Genomic DNA, 20,299 nt, shown 5'->3' on the forward strand with positions numbered 1-20,299 from the left:
GGTAGCTTTTCCGGGGGGTGAGACGCGGGACACCGGCACTATCCCTCCTCGGCCGTGGCCGAGCGTCGGTTGTAGGCGCGCGGGGCCCGCCAGTGGTAGCGCAGCGCCAGCAGCCGCAGCGCGAACGCGGTGATCACCGCGGCCCCGCTGGTGAAGGCGTTGAGCGCGTCGAAGCGGATGCAGAGCACGATCATCGCGGCCCCCACGATCGCGGGCACCGCGTACAGGTCGCGGTCCCAGCGCAGCAGCGAGGGCACCTCATTGGCGAGTACGTCCCGCAGCACACCGCCGCCGACCGCGGTGGCGAGGCCGAGCGCGGCCGAAGATGTCAGGCCGAGCCCGTAGTCGTACGCCTTCACCGTCCCGGTGACGCAGAAGAGGCCGAGCCCGGCCGCGTCGAAGACGTTGATGCCGAACTGGATCCGTTCGACGTGCGGATGCAGGAAGAAGACCAGACCGGCGGCGAGCAGCGGGGTGGTGAAGTACCCGAGGTCCGTGAAGGCGGCCGGCGGCACCGCACCGATGATCACGTCACGGAACAGCCCCCCGCCCAGCGCGGTGACCTCCGCGAGTACCGCGATGCCGAAGACATCGAAGTTCTTGCGTACGGCGAGCAGAGCGCCGGAGATCGCGAAGACGAAGATCCCGACGATGTCGAGCGCATGCTGGACGGTGGGCGTGAACAGTTCGTTGAGCACCGGGCAATTGTGCCGGTCCTACTCCTTCGGGCTGTCCTCCGGCGCCTGTGAGGGTGTTGCCGCGTCCCCCTCGGCGGGTTCGGCGAGGGTCTTGGACGGCTTCCCCGCGGAGCTGTCCGGCGTGGCCGGCGTGATCAGCCCGACCGTTTCCCGGGCCGCGGCCGGCTGCTGTCCGGGCACCTGGTCCGGGGCGTTCTCCGGGTGGTGGCAGGCGACCTGGTGACCGGTCTTCAGCGCGATCAGCGGGGGTTCCTGCGTCTTGCAGATCTCCGTCGCCTTCCAGCACCGGGTGTGGAACCGGCAGCCGCTGGGCGGTGAGATCGGTGAGGGCACATCGCCCTTGAGCAGGATGCGCTCGCTCTTGGTCCCCCGGCGCCGCGGGTCCGGCACCGGCACGGCGGACATCAGGGCCTTGGTGTACGGGTGCATCGGCGCCGAGTACAGCGACTTGCGGTCCGCCAGCTCGACGATCTTGCCGAGGTACATGACCGCGATCCGGTCCGAGACATGGCGGATGACCGACAGGTCGTGCGCGATGATCACGTACGTGAGGCCGAGCTCGTCCTGGAGGTCGTCGAGCAGGTTGACCACCTGCGCCTGGATCGACACGTCCAGCGCGGAGACCGGTTCGTCGGCGACGACGAGCTTCGGGCGCAGGGCGAGCGCGCGGGCGATGCCGATGCGCTGGCGCTGTCCGCCGGAGAACTCGTGCGGGTAGCGGTTGTAGTGCTCGGGGCTGAGCCCGACCAGCGACAGCAGCTCCTGCACGTGCTTCTTGAGACCGCCCTCGGGCTCGACGCCCTGCAGCTTGAACGGCGCGCTGACGATCGTGCCGATCGTGTGCCGCGGGTTCAGCGAGGAGTACGGGTCCTGGAAGATCATCTGGACGTCGCGCCGCATCGGCCGCATCTTGCCCATGGACAGGTGCGTGATGTCGCGGCCCTCGAACTCGACCTTGCCGCCGGTCGGTTCGATCAGCCGGGTGATCAGCCGGCCCATCGTCGACTTGCCGCAGCCGGACTCGCCCACGACGCCCAGGGTCTCCCCCGGGTACACCTCGAAGCCGATGCCGTCGACGGCCTTGACCGCGGCGGCCTGGCGGCCGAACAGCCCCTTGCGGATCGGGAAGTGCTTGACCAGGCCCTCGACCCTGAGCAACGGCTCGCGCGAGGCGGTGGCCTGCTCGGGGATCGTCACGTCCTTCTCCAGCACCGGGGAATTCTTCTTCTCGCTCACGTCACTCACGTCGCTCACATCACTCGGATCGCTCACAGCTTCGGCGCAATCTGTTCGGTCCAGATCCGGGACCGCTCCTCCGGTGCCATGTGGCAGGCGGCGAAGTGTCCGTCACCGACCTGCTCCAGCTCGGGGCGCGTCGTGCGGGTGACGTTGTCCTTGGGGACGTCCGCGTACGGGCAGCGCGGGTTGAACGCGCAGCCGTCCGGGACGTTGATCAGCGACGGCGGCTGGCCCTTGACGGGGATCAGCCGGTCGGTCTCCTCACGGTCGATGCGCGGCATCGAGGTGAGCAGACCCCAGGTGTAGGGGTGCTGGGGCTCGTAGAAGACCTTCTCCGCCGAACCGCGCTCGATGCACCGGCCGCCGTACATCACCAGGAGCTCGTCGGCCATCTCCGCGACCACCCCGAGGTCATGGGTGATCATGATGACGGCGGAGCCGAACTCCTTCTGCAGGTCCCGGATCAGGTCCAGGATCTGCGCCTGGACGGTGACGTCCAGGGCGGTGGTCGGCTCGTCCGCGATGAGCAGTTCCGGGTTGTTGACCAGGGCCATCGCGATCATGGCGCGCTGGCGCATACCGCCGGAGAACTCATGCGGGTGGGAGTCGACCCGCTTGTGCGGCTCGGGGATGCCGACCCGGTCGAGCATTTCGATGGCGCGGGTGCGCGCGATCTTCTTGCTGACCTTGTTGTGGACCCGGTACGCCTCCACGATCTGCCCGCCGACCGTGAAGTACGGGTGCATCGCGGAGAGCGGGTCCTGGAAGATCATGGCCATCTTGCGGCCGCGCAGGGCGCGCACCCGGTCGTCGGACGCGCCGATCAGCTCCTCGCCGTCCAGCCAGACCTCACCGGAGATACGGGCGTTGGGGGCCGTGCGGTGCAGGCCCATCACGCCGAGCGAGGTGACGGACTTGCCCGAGCCGGACTCGCCCACGATGCCGAGGGTCTGGCCGGGCTTCACGTCGAAGCTGACGCCGTCGACGGATTTGACCAGGCCGTCGTCCGTCTTGAAGTGGATGCGCAGGTCCCGTACGGAGAGGAAGGCCTCGTCGCCGGCCCGCGCGGCGGCGGGCTCGCCGGCCGCCGCTGTCTGTGCCTTGGAAACCTCGGTCACGAGTACCTCACCCTGGGGTCGATGGCGGCGTACACCAGGTCCACCAGCAGATTGCAGACGACGATGAAGAAGGCCGCGATGAGCGTCACGCCCATCACGATGGGCAGGTCGTTGCCCCGGACCCCGTCGATGGCGTAGAAGCCGAGGCCCTGGAACGAGAACACCTGCTCGGTGATGACCGCGCCGCCGACCAGCAGGCCGAAGTCCATGCCGAAGATGGTGACGATCGGGGTGAGCGCGGCCCGCAGACCGTGCTTTCCGATGATCACGTTCTCCTTGAGACCCTTGGCGCGGGCCGTACGGATGTAGTCCTCACCCATGGTCTCCAGCATCCCGGCTCTGGTGATGCGGGCGTAGAGCGCCGAGTAGAGGAAGGCCAGCGAGCACCACGGGATCAGCAGGTTCCAGGCCCATTCCAACGGATTTTCCGTGAACGGGACGTAGGTGATGTTCTCCCAGACCGGCCACTGCACGGTGAACACGCCCAGCGCGAGCATGCCGGTGAAGAAGATCGGCAGCGAGACGCCGGCGAGGGCGACGGCCATGAAGAAGCGGTCGAGGAGCGAACCCCGCTTGAGCGCGGAGACGACACCGATCGCCACACCGCTGATCAGCCAGATCACCGCGGCACCGATGGCCAGCGAGAAGGTGACCGGGATACGTGCGGTCAGCTCGGGCCAGACCTCGACGTGGTTCTTGAACGAGAAGCCGAAGCAGGGGGCACCGCAGTGCGAGACCTCGGGGCCGAACGTGTAGTCCGCGCCGACGAAGATCTGCTTGATGAAGTGCCAGAACTGCTCGTACAGCGGCTGGTCGAGGCCGAGGTTCTGTTTGACCGCGAGGATGGACTGCGGATTGGCGTCCTTGCCCACGTACTGGGCCGCCAGTTGGTCCATCGTCTGCCCGGCGAGCCGGGGGACGAGGAAGAAGATCGCGAAGGTGACTGCGCTGACGATCAACAGCAGCAGTACCGCGCCGAAGACGCGTCGGATGATGTACGCAGCCACAGCTATCCGGCGCCGGTATCTGTCTGCCGGGGGTGACCCGTGCGGTCGGACACCGTGCCTTCACCTGCCTTTCAGGACAATTCTGAGGGCCCGGGGGGCCGCTCTCCGGGCCGCGCCGTGTGCGCGCGGCCCGGGAAGCGGGGCCGTACCTACTTGGCGGAACCCATCAGCACGTAGTCGTACATGCCGAGGTAGGCCTGGGTGACCGTGACGTTGGTCGCGGACTTCGGCCGGAGCAGCAGGTTCTTGCGGTAGATCAGCGGCACGGCGGTCGCGCCTTCGGCCACGGCCTTGTCGACGTCGCCCCACGCCTTCTCACGGGCGGCGGTGTCGGTGTTGGCGATGCCCTCGTTGAGCAGCTTGTTGATCTTCGGGTCGTTCAGTTCCTGGACGTTGTTGCCACCGGACGGCTTGATGGCCGAGCCGTTGATGATCTGGTCCAGGAAGCCGAAGCCGGTCGGCCAGTCGGCACCCCAGGCGCTCATGATCATGCCCAGCTTGTTCGCGTGCACGTAGCTCGGGTTGCCCGCGAAGTTCGAGAAGTACTTACCGGCCGGGAAGCTCTTGATCTCGGCGTTGATGCCGATCTTCTTGAGCGAGGCCTGCACCGCGGTGACCATGGCCATCTCGGCGGGGCGGTCGGAGCGGGCCGAGATCTTGGTGTCGAAGCCCTTCGGCTTGCCGCACTGCTTCAGCTCGTCCTTGGCCTTGGCCTCGTCGCCCTTGTGGCCGGCGGACTCGTACAGGTCGAACTTGCTGTAGCCGTTGACGGTCGGCGGCAGCAGGGTCGTCGCGACGTCACCCTTGGGGTCGCCACCCTGGGCGGCCTGGACCGACGCCTTGTCGAGGCCCCACTGAACGGCCTTGCGGCAGTGGATGTTGTCGAACGGGGCCACGTTGACGTTCAGACCGATGTACGAGGTGGCGCCCGCGTACGAGTTGTCCGTCTGCTTCTTCAGGTCGGGCTTGGTGATCACGTCCGGCTGGGTGGCCGGGGCGACACCGGTGCCGCCGCCGTCAACGGTGATGTTGTCGGAGATCAGGTTGTTGTCGACCGTCTCCTGCTTCACCTTGAAGCGGATCGTCACCTTGTCCGGCAGGGCCGGACGGTTCGGGTCGGTCTTCGGGTCCCACTGGGAGTTGCGCACGAGGGTCGCGCCGCGGCCCTCGTCGTACGACTCGAACTTGTACGGGCCGGAGGACACGATGTGCTTCACGTAGTCGGCACCCTTGTCCTTCGCGGCCGGCACGGGGGCCGTCTGCGAGAAGGTCGCCAGGTAGTCGAAGTCCGCGAAGGGGTCCTTCAGCTTGAAGACGATCGTGCTGTCGTCCGGCGTCTCGATGGAGGAGATGCCGCCCGCGCTCTTGTCCTTGTACGGGCCCTTGTACTTGTCGCCGCCCGCGAGGTGCGCCTTGAAGTACGTCGGGCCGTTGGACAGGGCCTCCGGCGCGAAGTTGGAGCGCTCGACGGCGTACTTGACGTCCTTCGAGGTGATCGGGGTCCCGTCCTCGAACTTGAGACCCTTCTTCAGCGTGTACGTCCAGGTCTTGGCGTCAGCGCTCGACTTGCCGAGGCCCTCCGCGAGGTCCGGGACGACCTCCAGGCCGTCCTTGCCGGCGGCCGGCTTGAAGGACGTCAGGGTGCGGCCGTACAGGCGGGAGAGGTTCTGCACCCAGCCGTAGTAGGTGTTGCCGGGGTCGAGGGAGTCGGGCTCGTCGGAGAGCTCGATCTTGACGGTCCCGCCCTTCTTCTCCGACTTGTTGACGACCGACGTCAGCGCGGCGTCGGTGGCTCCGGAGCCCTTGCTGCTGCCGCCGCCGTTGCTGTCGTCGTCGGAGCCGCTGCACGCGGACGCGCCCAGCATCAGGACCACAGCCGTGGCAACCACCGCTGTCGTTTTACTGGTCTTCACCTGAGGAAATTCCCCTCAATCGATGGTTGCCATGGCATGTCGCACGTCGTTGTGACGAGCGCCTTTGGGCCCTACTTGCTACGGGGGTCGAGGGCATCACGCAGCCCGTCTCCCAGCAGGTTGAACGCCAGGACCGTGACGAAGATGGCCACGCCTGGCACGATCATGTACATCGGGTCGTTCCGGTAGAAGTCGACCGCGTTCGTGAGCATCCCGCCCCAGGAGGCCTGCGGCGGGGCGATACCGACCCCGAGGTAGCTGAGACCCGCCTCGAAGAGGATGTTCGAGGGGATCAGCAGCGTGGAGTAGACCAGGATGGGAGCCACCAGGTTCGGCAGCAGCTCCCGGAAGAGGATGAAGGGGCCGCGGGCCCCCAACGAGCGGGCCGCCTCGACGAATTCGCGGTTGCGCAGGCTCATCGTCTGGGCCCGGACGATACGGCCCATGTACGGCCAGCTGAAGAAGCCGATCACGAAGATCAGTACCGAGAGCCGCAGCGGCAGCCCCTCAAGACCGAACGCACCGTCCTGCAGCGCCGCCGAGATGGAGATCGCGAACAGCAGCAACGGGAAGGCCAGGAAGGTGTCCATCATGCGGCTGATGAGCGTGTCGACCCAGCCGCCGTAGAACCCGGAGACGACGCCGAAGAAGACGCCGATCACCACGGAGAGCAGGGTGGCGCCGACGGCGACGACGAGGGAGACCCAGGAGCCCTCGATGATCCGGGACAGGATGTCGCGCCCGTACTGCGGTTCGACGCCGAGCGGATGGCTCCAGCTGATGCCGCCCCAGTCACCCTTGGGCGCCAGCAGCGCCGGGTCGATGAGGTCCTGGTGGAACTCGTTGGGGTCCAGACCGAAGACGGCCTGGATCGGCTTGGAGAGGACAGCGAGCAGGACCAGCAGGATGACAACGATGCCGCCCGCGACGGCCACCTTGTCGCGCTTGAAGCGCGACCAGGCGATCTGTCCGAGCGAACGGCCTTCGATCTGGCTCTGCTTGACTCCCGTGAGTACTGCCTCCGGCTGAGCCTCGGCAGCCGATCCGGTGGTCTCGATCGGTGCGGTCACAGTGCCTTTGACCCCTCCCGCCGGCGGTGGCCGGCCCTTGCTCGCCGCGGTAACGGCCTGGCGCTTGTCGGCCGCGCGTGTTCACGCGGCTGCTGGCGTCTCGGTGCGAAAACGGTGCGGAACTCTGTGCGGAAACTCGATGCGGTGCTCGGTGCGGTACTGGGTGCGCAAATGCGTCTGCGGAATGTCCGCCGGGGCAACCTCGTACAAAGGGCCGACGATCCCCACTAGCCGGGAGTCTTCAACGCAGTTGCGATCACCCGCCAGACCTGACGGGGAATGTTTGCTCAAACGTGATGCGGTCAGTGAGCTTCCGTTATCCGGACAGGTGGATCGAGTGAGCGGACTACTCGCCCGCTAATCCACCAGAACGGACATGACACCCAACAGGCCTGATTGAGTGGCTATTTGGGTGACCGGGAGGGTCACCTTGTCCGCCGGAGGGACCTTTGTCCACTCCGGCGGGCGCGCTAGTAGGTGTGCGGAGCCGGTCCGGGTGTCTGCGGGTAGCCGTAACCGGGAGCGACGACGCCACTGCGGCCGGCCGGGGCGTGCGGCTCGCGGTCGTAGAACGGACGGGAGTTGCCCCGCAGCCACATCGCGACGGGGTCGTACTCGTCGGACATGGCGACGGTGGAGACCGGCAGCCCCTCCGGGACCGCGCCGATCGACTGCCGCATCATCGCGCGCACCGCGTCGACGGACGGCCGGCTCGTGTCGTACAGGTCGAGACCGATGGCGAGGTACGGCACGCCGAGGGCGGGCTGCACCCAGGCGCGGCGCAGCGAGCGGACCGCCGGGGTGTGGTGGGCGTTCTGCGTCAGCTGGGCGTAGAACTGCGGGGTCTCAAGGGCGGGGTCGCTGATCCGCAGCGGACCGGCGGGCATCCGGTCGAGGCCGGTGGCGATCCGGCGGAGGTCGAGCCAGGGGATGCCCACGCCGCCGCCCGGGGCGTGCGGATTGAGCCAGATGCCCCAGCGGTCGGGGAACAGGGCGCGGGCGATGTCGCGGCCACCCACCACCTCGTGGGCCCGGTTCCAGCCGCTGGCGGCCAGCTCCTGGGCGGAGGTGACACAGGGGGCGTAGCCGAGGCCCTCGACCTCCATGTTGCCGTACTGTGCGTCGGGCGAACCGGCCCGGCCGTGCCAGAGCAGCATCCAGATCCGGTCGGCCGCCAGGGCTTGGAGCAGGTCCTCGTACGCGTCGTAGCGACCGGGCGTCACTTGGCGCAGCGTGTGCTCGATTCGCCCGGCTGCCGCGGTGCCTGACGCACTCACCCTGGTCCCGCCCCTCTTCGATCCACTGTGTCGGCCTGCCGCTCCCGGGGCACACGGGTGCGGCGCGGTGCCGAGGCACCAGCCATCAAACCAGCTTAGGCGCCGGTCATGACACCGACTTGACGCCATGACCCGCCGCCGTCACCCCCGGTGCGGCCGGGCCGCACTACTCGGCGGGGCGCTGGAAGAACGGCCGGATCCGGGCACGCATCCAGTCGGCGACCGGGTCCTGCGCCACGTCGAGCAGGACCAGGTTGACCGGCCACGGCGGCTCGACGCGGCCGAGCGCCCGGCCCAGCGCGTCCATGGGGGCGTTGCGCCCCGCGCCGTCCCAGGTCGAGAACTCGACGCCGACGAAGAGGACGGGGTCGCCGCCCTCGATGCTGGCGAGGGTCCTGCGGGCGCTGAGCACGACACCGCTCCGGGCGAACTCGTCGGCGGCGGCGGCGAGGAAGTCGACGGGTTCCTCCTTCCAGTCCGGCTCGTAGAGCCGGACCCGGCCACCGCTGGCCGGTCCGTCGAGCACGCTGCGTCCGGCCCGGCAGAGTTCGGCCACGGCGGGCGGCGGCAGCGGCATGCCGACGGCGCCGCCCGGGTTCACCGCCAGGCCGAGCTGCGGGGGCAGTCCGCGGGCGAACTCGACGGCGGGCGCCACGGTGAACGACATATGGGTGCCGACACAGCTGAGGAACTGCTGCTCGGAGCTGAACACGGGGACGTACACCCCGCCGTCGATCTCCAGCGTGGGCAGGTCCAGGTCGGTGGAGTCCGGCCCGCCGCCGTTGGGCAGCGGCACCCAGAGATGGCTGCGGCCGAGGACCTCCACGAGCCGGCCGCCCGCTTCGGGGCTGCCCAGCGAGGCGCCCAGTACTTCTTCTAGCTCATTGGCCGGCCATCCGCCCCGCGGGTGGATGGAGTCATGCGCCGGAGTGTCCACTGCTTACCTCTCTAGGGCCTGTCGTCGAACTGCCGTCTGCCGCGCGACGCCATGCACGCACTCTCGCCGCACCGGCCCCAGACCCCGGTACGTCCAGTACAGGGAACTGGGGCCGGTGCGCCGAGAGCACCCACCTGACGCCGCCCGGCCGCCCTTCGGGCAACGACGGCAGTTCGACGACAGGCCCTAGCCCCGTGCCATGCAGCAAGAGGTTAGCCCCGCGCGTCCGCGAAGGTGATCCGGGTCAGCAGCGCCGCCGCCTCGCGGTCCAGCAGAACCGCCGATACGCAGCCGAGCGGCAGCAGTCCGGTCTCGGTCTCCCGCAGCAGCCTCCGCAGCGCCCTGCGGTGCCGGGCGAACGCGTATCCGGAGACGCCGCGCCCCCGCTCGATCTGGCCGGCCCGCGCCGTCTGCGGGCTGACGTCGAGCAGGACGAGGTGCAGGACGCGGCCGTGCCGCCGGGCGTCGCGCGCCAGCCAGCCGCGCACCCAGGCCTGGGTGCCGCAGTCGTGGACGACGACGGAGACGCCGGAGCGCAGCACCCGCCACAGCCCCCAGTAGTGGGCGACGCGGACGAGCGGGCGGTAGAGGGCGTACGGGACTGAGCCCGGCAGCAGGGCGGCCCAGCGGTCCCTGGTGTCCTGGGAGTCGATGACGCGGGCGGTCACGGCCCGTCCGATCAGGGTCGATTTGCCGCTGCCCGGCAGCCCGGAGACCACCACCACATCGCCCGCCATGAAGTGCAGGGCGCGCGGGCTGTGCCCGGCCCGGTCGCGCAGGTCCCGGACGACGGGTCCGCGCGGGCCCAGCGCCTCCCGGGCCGGCGCACCCGACTGTGCGGGCAGTACGCCGTGTGCGGCCCCCGCGGTCGCCGCGTACCGCTGTAACGTCATCGCCATCCCCCTGTCGGCCGACCCACACCTGCCAAGAAGTGTAAAGAAAAGGTAATGCGGCACAAGCGCGCGACCCGCCGGATCCGGTGGGGTACCGGCGCCCCACTGACCGGAGATGCGTGCGATGATGACCCGGCAAACTGCATAAAGGCCGCTTGAATCCGCGCGGGAGAGTTCCGGCCACAGGCCGGGCGCCGAAGGAGCAAGATCCTCCCTTGAATCTCTCAGGCCCCGTACCGCGTGGATGAGGCAGATCTGAAAAGCGAGTCGCCCCGCGGCTCCACCCAAGGTGCAAGCCGAACCCCTCCGGGGCCTCTCGGCGAACCTCTCAGGTTCCGATGACAGATGGGGAGGGATCGTCCTCGTCGTCATGCCCTGGGAGCCGTATCCATGAGCACCGCCCCCCGCCTCACCGCCCTCGATGCCCTGCACCGCAGCCTCGGTGCCACCATGACCGACTTCGCGGGCTGGGACATGCCCCTGCGGTACGCCAGTGAGCGCGACGAGCACATCGCCGTGCGTACGAAGGCCGGGCTCTTCGACCTCTCCCACATGGGCGAGATCACCGTCACCGGCCCCCAGGCCGTGGACCTGCTGAACTTCGCGCTGGTCGGCAACATCGGCACCGTCTCGGTGGGCCGGGCCCGCTACACGATGATCTGCGCCGAGGACGGCGGCATCCTGGACGACCTGATCGTGTACCGGCTGGAAGAGACCGAGTACATGGTGGTCGCCAACGCGGGCAACGCGCAGATCGTGCTGGACGCGCTGACCGCCCGCGCCGAGGGCTTCGACGCCGAGGTGCGCGACGACCGCGACGCGTACGCGCTGCTGGCCGTCCAGGGCCCGGAGTCCCCCGCCATCCTGGCCGCCGTCACCGACGCGGACCTGGACGGGCTGAAGTACTACGCCGGACTGCCCGGCACGGTCGCCGGGGTTCCCGCGCTGATCGCCCGTACCGGCTACACCGGCGAGGACGGCTTCGAGCTGTTCGTCGCCCCCGGCCACGCCGAGCAGCTGTGGCGGGCGCTGACCGAGGCCGGCGCCTCCCGCGGCCTGATCCCGTGCGGGCTGTCCTGCCGTGACACGCTGCGCCTGGAGGCGGGCATGCCGCTGTACGGGCACGAGCTGACCACCTCCCTCACCCCGTTCGACGCCGGTCTCGGCCGGGTCGTGAAGTTCGAGAAGGAGGGCGACTTCGTCGGCCGCAAGGCCCTGGAGTCCGCCGCCGAGCGCGCCGAGACCGCCCCGCCCCGCAAGCTCGTCGGCCTGGTCGCCGAGGGCCGCCGGGTGCCGCGCGCCGGGTTCCCGGTCGTGGCCGGCGGCCAGGTCATCGGCGAGGTCACCTCCGGCGCCCCCTCGCCCACCCTCGGCAAGCCGATCGCCATGGCGTACGTCGACGCCGCGCACGCCACGCCCGGCACCGAAGGCGTCGCGGTGGACATCCGGGGCAGCCACGAGCCGTACGAGGTCGTGGCGCTGCCGTTCTACAAGCGCCGGAAGTAACGACCTGGTGCGGGCCGTAACGGCCGCCCGCGTCGAGAAGTGACGCAGTCGCGTCTCACACCGTAAGACCACCGTTCATCAGCACTCCCCCGCGTACAGGAGAATTCAGGTCATGAGCAACCCCCAGCAGCTGCGGTACAGCAAGGAGCACGAGTGGCTGTCGGCCGTCGAGGACGGCGTGGCCACGGTCGGTATCACGGAGCACGCGGCCAACGCGCTCGGTGACGTCGTCTTCGCCCAGCTCCCCGAGGTCGGTGACACGGTGACCGCGGGCGAGACCTGCGGCGAGCTGGAGTCGACCAAGTCGGTCAGCGACCTGTACTCGCCGGTGAGCGGCGAGGTCACGGCCGCGAACCAGGACGTCGTGGACGACCCCTCGCTGGTGAACTCCGCACCGTTCGAAGGCGGCTGGCTGTTCAAGGTGCGCGTCGCAGAGGAGCCGGCCGATCTGCTCTCCGCCGACGAGTACACCGCGTTCTCCGGCAACTAAAGACCCCAAGGGACCACCTGATGTCGCTTCTGAACTCCTCCCTCCACGAGCTGGACCCGGACGTCGCCGCCGCTGTCGACGCCGAGCTCCACCGTCAGCAGTCCACCCTCGAAATGATCGCCTCGGAGAACTTCGCTCCGGTCGCGGTCATGGAGGCCCAGGGCTCCGTCCTGACCAACAAGTACGCCGAGGGCTACCCCGGCCGCCGCTACTACGGTGGCTGTGAGCACGTCGATGTGATCGAGCAGATCGCCATCGACCGCATCAAGGCGCTCTTCGGTGCCGAGGCCGCGAACGTGCAGCCGCACTCCGGCGCGCAGGCCAACGCCGCCGCGATGTTCGCGCTGCTGAAGCCGGGCGACACGATCATGGGCCTGAACCTGGCGCACGGCGGGCACCTGACCCACGGCATGAAGATCAACTTCTCCGGGAAGCTCTACAACGTGGTCCCCTACCACGTGGACGAGACCGGTGTCGTGGACATGGCCGAGGTCGAGCGCCTCGCCAAGGAGTCCAAGCCGAAGCTGATCGTCGCCGGCTGGTCCGCCTACCCCCGCCAGCTGGACTTCGCCGCCTTCCGCCGCATCGCGGACGAGGTCGGCGCGTACCTGATGGTCGACATGGCGCACTTCGCCGGTCTGGTCGCCGCGGGCCTGCACCCCAACCCGGTGCCGCACGCCCACGTCGTCACGACCACCACGCACAAGACCCTCGGCGGTCCGCGCGGCGGCGTGATCCTCTCCACCCAGGAGCTCGCCAAGAAGATCAACTCTGCGGTCTTCCCGGGTCAGCAGGGTGGCCCGCTGGAGCACGTGATCGCGGCCAAGGCGGTCTCGTTCAAGGTGGCGGCGGGCGAGGAGTTCAAGGAGCGCCAGCAGCGCACCCTGGACGGCGCCCGCATCCTCGCGGAGCGTCTGGTGCAGCCGGACGTCACCGAGGCCGGCGTCTCCGTCCTGTCCGGCGGCACGGACGTGCACCTGGTTCTGGTGGACCTGCGCAACTCCGAGCTGGACGGCCAGCAGGCCGAGGACCGGCTCCACGAGCTGGGCATCACGGTCAACCGGAACGCCATCCCGAACGACCCGCGGCCCCCGATGGTCACCTCGGGTCTGCGGATCGGCACGCCGGCGCTCGCCACCCGCGGTTTCCAGGCGGCGGACTTCACCGAGGTCGCGGAGATCATCGCGTCCGCCCTGAAGCCGTCCTACGACGCGGACGACCTCAAGGCCCGCGTCGTCGCGCTCGCCGAGAAGTTCCCGCTGTACCCCGGTCTGTAGTCGGACCTGCACATTTGCACGTTGGGGCGGGGCACCACGCACACTGAGAGGTGAGCGGGGTGCCCCAACCCTTGCCCCCCGCTCTTCGGGCCGACCCGGCCCGTACCGCACCACCCGGCAGACAACGGCGTCTACCAGAGCTTTGAGGAGTCACCCGTGGCCATCTCGGTCTTCGACCTGTTCTCGATCGGCATCGGCCCGTCCAGCTCCCATACGGTCGGCCCAATGCGCGCGGCCCGCATGTTCGCGCGCCGGCTGAAGAACGAGGGCCTGCTCGCCCACACCGCCTCGATACGCGCCGAGCTCTTCGGCTCGCTCGGCGCCACCGGCCACGGCCACGGCACGCCCAAGGCCGTGCTGCTCGGCCTGGAGGGCGAGTCGCCCCGTACCGTCGACGTCGAGACAGCCGACGACCGGGTCACCGAGATCCGCTCCACCGGCCGGCTCAACCTCCTCGGCATGCACGAGATCGACTTCGATGCCGACAAGCAGCTGGTCCTGCACCGCCGCAAGAGGCTCCCGTACCACGCCAACGGCATGACCGTCTTCGCGTACGACCGCGACGGCGCCCCGCTGCTGGAGAAGACGTACTACTCGGTCGGCGGCGGCTTCGTCGTCGACGAGGACGCGGTGGGCGAGGACCGGATCGTCCTCGACGACACCGTCCTCAAGCACCCCTTCCGCACCGGCGACGAGCTGCTGCGGCTGGCCCAGGACACCGGTCTGTCGATCTCCTCCCTGATGCTGGAGAACGAGCGGGCCTGGCGCACCGAGGCCGAGATCCGCTCCGGGCTGCTGGACATCTGGCGCTCCATGCAGTCGTGCGTCTCCCGCGGCATGTCCCGCGAGGGCATCCTGCCCGGCGGCCTCAAGGTCCGCCGCCGCGCCGCGAACACGGCCCGCCAGCTGCGCGCGGAGGGCGACCCCAAGACCCACGCGATGGAGTGGATCACCCTCTACGCGATGGCGGTCAACGAGGAGAACGCCGCGGGCGGCCGCGTCGTCACCGCCCCGACGAACGGGGCCGCGGGCATCATCCCAGCGGTGCTGCACTACTACATGAACTTCGCGGCGGGCGGCGCCACGGAGGCGGAGAAGGACGACAGCGTCGTCCGCTTCCTGCTGGCCGCCGGCGCGATCGGCATGCTCTTCAAGGAGAACGCCTCCATCTCCGGCGCGGAGGTCGGCTGCCAGGGCGAGGTGGGCTCCGCCTGCTCCATGGCCGCCGGCGCCCTCGCGGAGGTCCTGGGCGGCACCCCCGAGCAGGTGGAGAACGCCGCCGAGATCGGCATGGAGCACAACCTGGGCCTGACCTGCGACCCGGTCGGCGGCCTCGTCCAGATCCCGTGCATCGAGCGCAACGGCATGGCGGCGGTCAAGGCCGTCACGGCCGCGAAGATGGCCCTGCGCGGCGACGGCAGCCACAAGGTCTCCCTCGACAAGGTCATCAAGACCATGAAGGAGACGGGCGCGGACATGAGCGTGAAGTACAAGGAGACCGCCCGGGGCGGGCTCGCGGTGAACATCATCGAGTGCTGAGGATATGGGCCCTGAACAGCGCGTTTATATCTTTCAGCGCTGTCAGGGCCTTCCGTGCTTACACGGCGGAAAGTCCCTGGATCGGCCCTGGGACAGACGCGAAAGTCCCTGAAAAGTCCCTGGGACATCCCTGCGCAAGCAGCCTTCCGGGGCCCGGGACCAAGGCCCCAATCCCTCGAAAGCACACCCTCACGAGGGGAGCGCCCCCGCAGGGTCGTAGGGACGAGGCGAAGGGGCTGACGTACATCTCGTACCAGGTGACGTTCGAGGCTTCAACCTCTACCCGCAACGGCGGGCGACAGCCACCGTCTACGCCGCCGCACCCGCGCGCTCCCCTAGTGGCTGCCCGTGACCGGCGATGTCCCGGTCAGCGACTGGCCGGTGGCTCCGGAGAACGGTCCTTGTCACCATTCCACAGACACCTGGCCGGGGAGGTCACAGGGTCCTGGAGAGGGGGAAGTGGCAGTCGAGGATCTTGCGGGCTTCCCGTCGGCGGGCGCGGCGGGGGTGGAGCAGGGCGACGCCGACGATGACGATGTAGACGGTGATCCAGATGTACAGGGCGATGATCAGTGCCCAGGGCAGGGGTCCGGTCGCGGGGAGGATGTCGGTGAGGGTGGTGAGCATGGTGGTCTCCTGGTCGTTCGCCGGGCCGTGTGCTCCGGCGGTTCCCCTAGATCACCAGGCCCCGTGCGCCTCGCCTGGATGAAGGTGGGAGGGCTCTATGTCCAAAACTGCGTCCCGCTTCCGGCGGTGTGGGTAGGTTCGCGACATGTCCTCTACGGGTTTTCCGGTTTCCGCTGATCAGCAACTCATCGACCATGCTCTTCGGCACGATTTGGTGGTGTCGGTGAAGCAGCTTGCGCTGTGGCGGCGGGCGGGTTTGATGCCGGGGCACACGGTGCGGGCGCTGGGCCGAGGGCGCGGGAGTGCGTCGGTTCCGAATGATGAGGCGTTCGGCCTGGTCGTGGCGCTCGCTCGGCTGGCACGGAGGGGTGCCCGGCCCTCTCATCTGGCGCTGGCGCTGTTCGGCGAGGGGCATCCAGTGCCAGAGGCGGCCGTACGAAATGCCTTCAAGAAGGCCGTGCGGGGGCACGGGACCGGCCTCGGCGAGGAGGGTCCGGAGACCGGGGAGGACGAGGAAGAGTGGGCGGAGCGTGTCGCCGACGAGGTGGTCGCATCCGGGCAGCGGGTCCGGCTGATTCCCGCGCGGGCGCGGCGGATCGACGAGGGCATCGCCCGGTACATGCGTGACCGTGGGGTGATGTGGCCTCCCCCGGAGCTGGCCGGGTTGGACTGGAACCCGGAGCCGTCGAGTCCGTCCGGTGGGGAGGTGACGGCCGCGGCGGTGACCGCGGTGCTGCGCGGGGGTGCTTCCGTCACGCCGCAGGGGATCGGTGATGTGCTGCGGGCCATGCAGCCGGCAGGGTGGGGTAACCCTGGGGCGTCCCTGGCCGAGTACACGGTCGAGGACGTGCCGGATGCCTCCCAGGAGGTGTTCCTCCCCGACGGCGGGATGAGTACCGTCCCCGACGGGCCTGTTCTCGACACCCTGGTCGGCCTGGCGGTGACAGCGAACCTGAACGATCTGCGGGGCGCCTGGGCGGCGAGCGGGGCGACCCGGAAGTGGGCGCTGGACCTGTGCGACCGGGTCGAGACGGAGCTGGCGGCCAACGAGCTGGGCGATGCGGCCTTCGAGTGGCTGATGGGCAGGACCTTCATGTCGGGGATGGTACTGATGGCCGAGGTGGGCGATCAGCACTGGTCCCCGTCGGACCAGGCGAGGGACTCCCTGATGCTGCTGCTGATGCGGCAGGCGCTCCGCGATCTCGATGAGAAGGTGCCGGGCTGCCAGTGGGAGCTGCTCGAGTCCCCCGGGATCATGCCGGCCTCGCTGGTGCCTTTCCTCCGGCCGCAGCACGTCTCAGAGATCCGGTAGAACGATTATGGACCAGGGCACTCGTGAGACCGTGGTGGTAGCTGTGGCCGAGATGGCGGTGCTGCGTGCTCTGCAAGCCGCTGGCCGCCGACTGGTCACGCGGCGGAGCCGGACGGTACGGGGCTCTCTGCAGGCCGTCCCTCCGTGGGAGCTGCATGTCCATGTGCCGGTTGGCGATACCGATCTAGATCTTCTCCTGCGGGACGCGTGGGTCATCCCTGAAGCCGTCGGCCTGCCCTCGATGATGATCGGGAGACTGGATCAGCATGTTCGGATTCTGCTCGCTGCCGGGCTCGGGTACCGCCGGGGCGACTTGATCAAGACGGTGTCTCGTCTTCCGCTGCAACTGCTTGAACTGCCCTGGAACACGCACGTTGGGACGGATGAGACTCATGCCCAGGGCGGGTGATCCCGTGGAGCTGAGGACGGCAAGCGTCCTCTGGCATTGCACCGGTGAGACCGTCGAACCGTATGACCATTGCCCTCGGTGTGGTGACTTCCATGATGTACGGGCTGACCGCAGCGGCCGCTACGACTTCATGTGCGGCAGTGACCGGACGGTCGAGGTCACACTGGTGACCAGCAGCGTGGCCCAGCAGAACCGGAGCGCCTGGGAGCCGTACCTCACCCGGCGGGCGGTACCCGAGCTGGATCTGGGCTGGCATGTGGTGTTCGCGAGCACAGCGAAGGCGACCTACGGAGGCCGCAAGGAGAACCCCCGATTCAAGGATGCCCTGACCGTCATCACCCCGGCCCTGGCCGAGCTGGAGCGGCGGGGTGTGTCCCGCTTCGGCCCCGGCACGGCCTGTACCGAGCAGCCATTCCACGAAGAGGCGTGTCCATACGGCACCCTGGGCACCGCTGGGGTGACCTTCGGTTGTTCCATGCGCAGCGAGACAGGTGCCGGCTTCATCAGCGCCGGGTTGCTGACGGGGTACGACCAGATGCCGGCTTTCAACCCGGACCACTGGGCCAAGAAGGCTGGGAAGAACCGCCGCCAGGGGAAGCCTCCGCCGCCTTCTCCGGTCCCGGAACCTCCTCAGATGGGCCCGGTGCTGTGGTCGTTCGATCCGGGCTTCATCGCTTTGCTGGAGGGGCGCCGGGCCGAGTACGAACGGAAGGGGGCCGAGACGATGCGAGCCCTGCTTCCCGGTCGCTACACCGATGCCGAGCTGTCCGAACTGGCCCATCGGGAGGTTGGTGAGCGGATCGCATGCGCACGATCCTTGACCTGGCGGACCGCGCTTCCGGCGAAGCCGCCGCCCATCGCCGACGCCGATGGTGGAACGGAGCTGGTGGAGCTTCTGGAGGTCGAGTTCGGGCTGCACGAGGACCTGGCCCTGAAGCTCAACGCGGCTTCTCACCGGCCGTGCCGAGAGGTGTTCTTCTGGCTCACCTGGATGCGTTCCTCCGCATGGCACCGCCTTGCCGACCCGAGCCTGCTTCCCCAGCGATCTCCGAACGTACCGGCCGGCATCACTGGCCTCTGGGTCGGCTGCCTGCTGGATAGAACCCACCTCCTGCACTGGGACCGCGACGCTGGCTGGACGCGTCACCCGCTCCCTGACCCACTGCCCACCCTCGAATTCCCTGGCTGCCACTGACCAGGAGTCGAATGGCTTGGCGGCGGCCGCAGCAAGTCAGGATGATCTGCCATCACCGCAGCGGCACACGCCCCAGCCCTCCGCCTCCACTCGTTCGGCGACCCCATCGAGCACCCCGACCGGCGCCTCCGCCGCCCTCGGCGCGCCGCTTCACCAAGACGCTGCCAATCTCGGTGCCGAGGTCCAACGGAGGGACTGCCGCCGGGCCGTCGCTGGTCAGGCTGGCTTACTTGCCGGCCTGCGCGGTGACCATGACAAGGTGCCCCAACGACTCGACACGGACACTCACCAGCTGGTCGTCCATGCCGGACAGGCCGGACGACGTGGGGCGGGTCGGCTGCCGGCTTCCGCTCAGCGGTCGCCGTCATGATGACGTCGGCCGCGGCCTCCGGTGTGACGAGGTGGGTGGCTTCGTCCGCCTCCGGCCCGACCCGCTTCGCCATGGTGTCGACGAAATGGGCGACGACCCCGCGCACAGCGGCGGTCACCACCTCTGGAACAGAAGCTCTGAGGATGCGTGCGCCAGAAATGCAACCCATCTTTCTACTCACAGGTAACCACTCGCCATACCGGCACATACAGCATCAAATTCTTCGCTCTCTGAACCAAAGTTCTTGTTCGTGGCCATTGCCGCCGGAGAGGGCTCTCCCAACTTGGCCCAGGCGGGACGAGGTTGGCACGCTACTGCCGGTCACGGGTCGACCTACGGCCCAGCGAACCCGGGAGGGGTGCGATGCTCACGGAGGGATACGGATCACGGAAGCAGTGGGAGCCCGTGAATGCCCGCCTGATCAACCTACTGGAGGGCCAGCTCTCTGTACGGGGCCTGACCTACGGTCAGCTGGCGGTGCTAATCGGCCGGGACTCATCAACCGTGTCGCGGGCGCTATCCGGGCGAGGGATCCCTTCTCGGGCTGTGACGGAGCTGATGGCCCGATCTCTCGGCCTGGACGAGCACACCGTGATGGCAGTCAGGGATGAAGCGGTGGCGATCAGGCGGAGGGGTCAGTCAGTTCGAGCCGCCGGGGGACCGCCTGACGGTATGCGCACCCACATGGAGTTTCTGGATGCTCTCCAGGAAACGATTCGAGGCGCGAAGCTCTCCCAGCAAGAGATTGGGCTCAGGAGTCACGGCACACTGAAGCGCTCCACTGTCGGAGCGGTACTTCGCGGCGAGCGCAGTGCGCCACTCGAGCTCGTAATGACGATCATCGAAATTTGCGGCGTCGTAGCCCCCTCGGCCGTTGCCTCATGGGAGGAAGCCTGGTGCGACCTCGCAGAACCTGACCGGGAAAGGCGCCGACAGCGGAGGTGGGCAGGTTACAGCCTGCAGCGATACCTCCGCGGACTGCCAGCTCACCGAAGGCCGTCCACCTGGGCCAGGTACGTGGAGGAGAGGAACCTCGATGACATCTTGAGGGGAAACCTCCAATAAGGAGTCCTTGCACCCTGGTCTCCCGCCACAGGTTTTTGCGCGCGCACCCTTCCGCACACCGGCTGCACAGATGCGCTTCCCTTGGACCGGGCGGCATGATCCGGGAAACCCGGCCCGCGGCAAAAAGGGATCAGCTCAGTCGAAAGCCGGGCCGGACAGCGTTTGACCGGCTTTCGAATGAGCCGCCTTCGAGATTGGAACCCGAGACCTACGCATTACGAGACCGAGAGCGATCGCGCCGGGTGGTGCCGCATTGTGCTGCCTAAGGGCTGTCCCGTAACTGATCTCCGGCATGCAGCTACGGGCCAGGGTTGCGTCGTTCTCGTGGCTTTTTCAGCTTGATCTCCTGGTGTCCGA

17 protein-coding genes, 1 pseudogene and 1 riboswitch are annotated in these 20,299 nt (G+C 68.5%); of the genes and pseudogenes, 8 read left to right on the forward strand and 10 right to left on the reverse strand.

The window, feature by feature from the left end:
• Positions 1-38 precede the first annotated feature (38 nt).
• From ACZ601_RS35130 to ACZ601_RS35170, 9 genes are all read right to left on the reverse strand, one after another.
• Positions 39-698: a trimeric intracellular cation channel family protein gene (locus ACZ601_RS35130; RefSeq protein WP_469545453.1), complete on the reverse strand. Its 660-nt coding sequence runs from the start codon at positions 696-698 to the stop codon at positions 39-41.
• Positions 699-716: 18 nt separating this feature from the next.
• Entirely contained in the window at positions 717-1,907 is a 1,191-nt protein-coding gene (locus ACZ601_RS35135) for an ABC transporter ATP-binding protein (protein ID WP_469545492.1), read from the reverse strand.
• A gap of 59 nt (positions 1,908-1,966) precedes the next feature.
• Complete coding sequence (locus tag ACZ601_RS35140; RefSeq protein WP_469545455.1) at positions 1,967-3,055, reverse strand: ABC transporter ATP-binding protein; 1,089 nt, start codon at positions 3,053-3,055, stop codon at positions 1,967-1,969.
• Positions 3,052-4,062 carry an ABC transporter permease gene (locus ACZ601_RS35145; RefSeq protein ID WP_393335414.1) on the reverse strand — a complete coding sequence of 337 codons (1,011 nt, stop codon included), beginning with the start codon at positions 4,060-4,062 and terminating at the stop codon, positions 3,052-3,054. The genes ACZ601_RS35140 and ACZ601_RS35145 overlap by 4 nt, the downstream gene beginning before the upstream one ends.
• Before the next feature lie 149 nt (positions 4,063-4,211).
• Complete coding sequence (locus ACZ601_RS35150) at positions 4,212-5,975, reverse strand: ABC transporter substrate-binding protein (protein WP_440573324.1); 1,764 nt, start codon at positions 5,973-5,975, stop codon at positions 4,212-4,214.
• 71 nt (positions 5,976-6,046) lie between these two features.
• Positions 6,047-7,045 (reverse strand): ABC transporter permease, encoded by a 999-nt coding sequence (locus tag ACZ601_RS35155; protein WP_440573325.1) that lies wholly within the window; start codon positions 7,043-7,045, stop codon positions 6,047-6,049.
• Positions 7,046-7,515: 470 nt separating this feature from the next.
• Positions 7,516-8,322, reverse strand: a complete 807-nt coding sequence (locus ACZ601_RS35160) for an enhanced serine sensitivity protein SseB C-terminal domain-containing protein (protein WP_440573326.1) — start codon at positions 8,320-8,322, stop codon at positions 7,516-7,518.
• 166 nt (positions 8,323-8,488) lie between these two features.
• Positions 8,489-9,259 (reverse strand): enhanced serine sensitivity protein SseB, encoded by a 771-nt coding sequence (locus ACZ601_RS35165; protein WP_440573327.1) that lies wholly within the window; start codon positions 9,257-9,259, stop codon positions 8,489-8,491.
• Between the two features lie 212 nt (positions 9,260-9,471).
• Positions 9,472-10,152: an AAA family ATPase gene (locus ACZ601_RS35170; protein WP_469545458.1), complete on the reverse strand. Its 681-nt coding sequence runs from the start codon at positions 10,150-10,152 to the stop codon at positions 9,472-9,474.
• A gap of 156 nt (positions 10,153-10,308) precedes the next feature.
• Positions 10,309-10,401: riboswitch (glycine riboswitch) on the forward strand.
• A 141-nt stretch (positions 10,402-10,542) separates the two neighbouring features.
• Here ACZ601_RS35170 and gcvT point away from each other — a divergent pair.
• The 4 genes from gcvT to ACZ601_RS35190 all read left to right on the forward strand — a co-directional run bounded on the left by gcvT (position 10,543) and on the right by ACZ601_RS35190 (position 14,964).
• Positions 10,543-11,658, forward strand: a complete 1,116-nt coding sequence (gene gcvT / locus ACZ601_RS35175) for a glycine cleavage system aminomethyltransferase GcvT (protein ID WP_469545460.1) — start codon at positions 10,543-10,545, stop codon at positions 11,656-11,658.
• Positions 11,659-11,770: 112 nt separating this feature from the next.
• Entirely contained in the window at positions 11,771-12,148 is a 378-nt protein-coding gene (gene gcvH / locus ACZ601_RS35180) for a glycine cleavage system protein GcvH (RefSeq protein WP_469545462.1), read from the forward strand.
• A gap of 20 nt (positions 12,149-12,168) precedes the next feature.
• Entirely contained in the window at positions 12,169-13,425 is a 1,257-nt protein-coding gene (glyA, locus tag ACZ601_RS35185) for a serine hydroxymethyltransferase (protein ID WP_440573330.1), read from the forward strand.
• Between the two features lie 156 nt (positions 13,426-13,581).
• Complete coding sequence (locus tag ACZ601_RS35190) at positions 13,582-14,964, forward strand: L-serine ammonia-lyase (RefSeq protein WP_469545465.1); 1,383 nt, start codon at positions 13,582-13,584, stop codon at positions 14,962-14,964.
• 435 nt (positions 14,965-15,399) lie between these two features.
• Here the strand turns inward: ACZ601_RS35190 and ACZ601_RS35195 are convergent, their stop codons facing one another.
• A complete protein-coding gene (locus ACZ601_RS35195; RefSeq protein ID WP_469545467.1) occupies positions 15,400-15,591 on the reverse strand; it encodes a hypothetical protein in 192 nt (63 codons plus the stop codon).
• A gap of 145 nt (positions 15,592-15,736) precedes the next feature.
• On the opposite strand from ACZ601_RS35195, the gene ACZ601_RS35200 reads away from it, so the two are divergent.
• The 4 genes and pseudogenes from ACZ601_RS35200 to ACZ601_RS35215 form a co-directional block, all read left to right on the forward strand.
• On the forward strand, positions 15,737-16,903 hold the full coding sequence (locus ACZ601_RS35200; protein ID WP_469545469.1) for a hypothetical protein: 1,167 nt from the start codon (positions 15,737-15,739) through the stop codon (positions 16,901-16,903).
• 43 nt (positions 16,904-16,946) lie between these two features.
• On the forward strand, positions 16,947-17,312 hold the full coding sequence (locus ACZ601_RS35205; protein WP_469545471.1) for a hypothetical protein: 366 nt from the start codon (positions 16,947-16,949) through the stop codon (positions 17,310-17,312).
• A 166-nt stretch (positions 17,313-17,478) separates the two neighbouring features.
• A complete protein-coding gene (locus ACZ601_RS35210) occupies positions 17,479-18,507 on the forward strand; it encodes a hypothetical protein (RefSeq protein ID WP_469545473.1) in 1,029 nt (342 codons plus the stop codon).
• A 733-nt stretch (positions 18,508-19,240) separates the two neighbouring features.
• Positions 19,241-19,456 (forward strand): annotated as a pseudogene (locus ACZ601_RS35215) (helix-turn-helix domain-containing protein); the annotation flags it as partial.
• Between the last annotated feature and the right edge of the window lie 843 nt (positions 19,457-20,299).

The sequence above is a fragment of the Streptomyces sp. NPDC104307 genome (assembly GCF_055584045.1).

Excerpts from the sequence above, each read along its gene's own strand:
- ACZ601_RS35170 (WP_469545458.1), bottom strand. The coding sequence starts at position 10,152 with ATGACGTTACAGCGGTACGCGGCGACCGCGGGGGCCGCACACGGCGTA.
- glyA (WP_440573330.1), top strand. The coding sequence starts at position 12,169 with ATGTCGCTTCTGAACTCCTCCCTCCACGAGCTGGACCCGGACGTCGCC.
- gcvT (WP_469545460.1), top strand. The coding sequence starts at position 10,543 with ATGAGCACCGCCCCCCGCCTCACCGCCCTCGATGCCCTGCACCGCAGC.
- ACZ601_RS35200 (WP_469545469.1), top strand. The coding sequence starts at position 15,737 with ATGTCCTCTACGGGTTTTCCGGTTTCCGCTGATCAGCAACTCATCGAC.
- ACZ601_RS35195 (WP_469545467.1), bottom strand. The coding sequence starts at position 15,591 with ATGCTCACCACCCTCACCGACATCCTCCCCGCGACCGGACCCCTGCCC.
- gcvH (WP_469545462.1), top strand. The coding sequence starts at position 11,771 with ATGAGCAACCCCCAGCAGCTGCGGTACAGCAAGGAGCACGAGTGGCTG.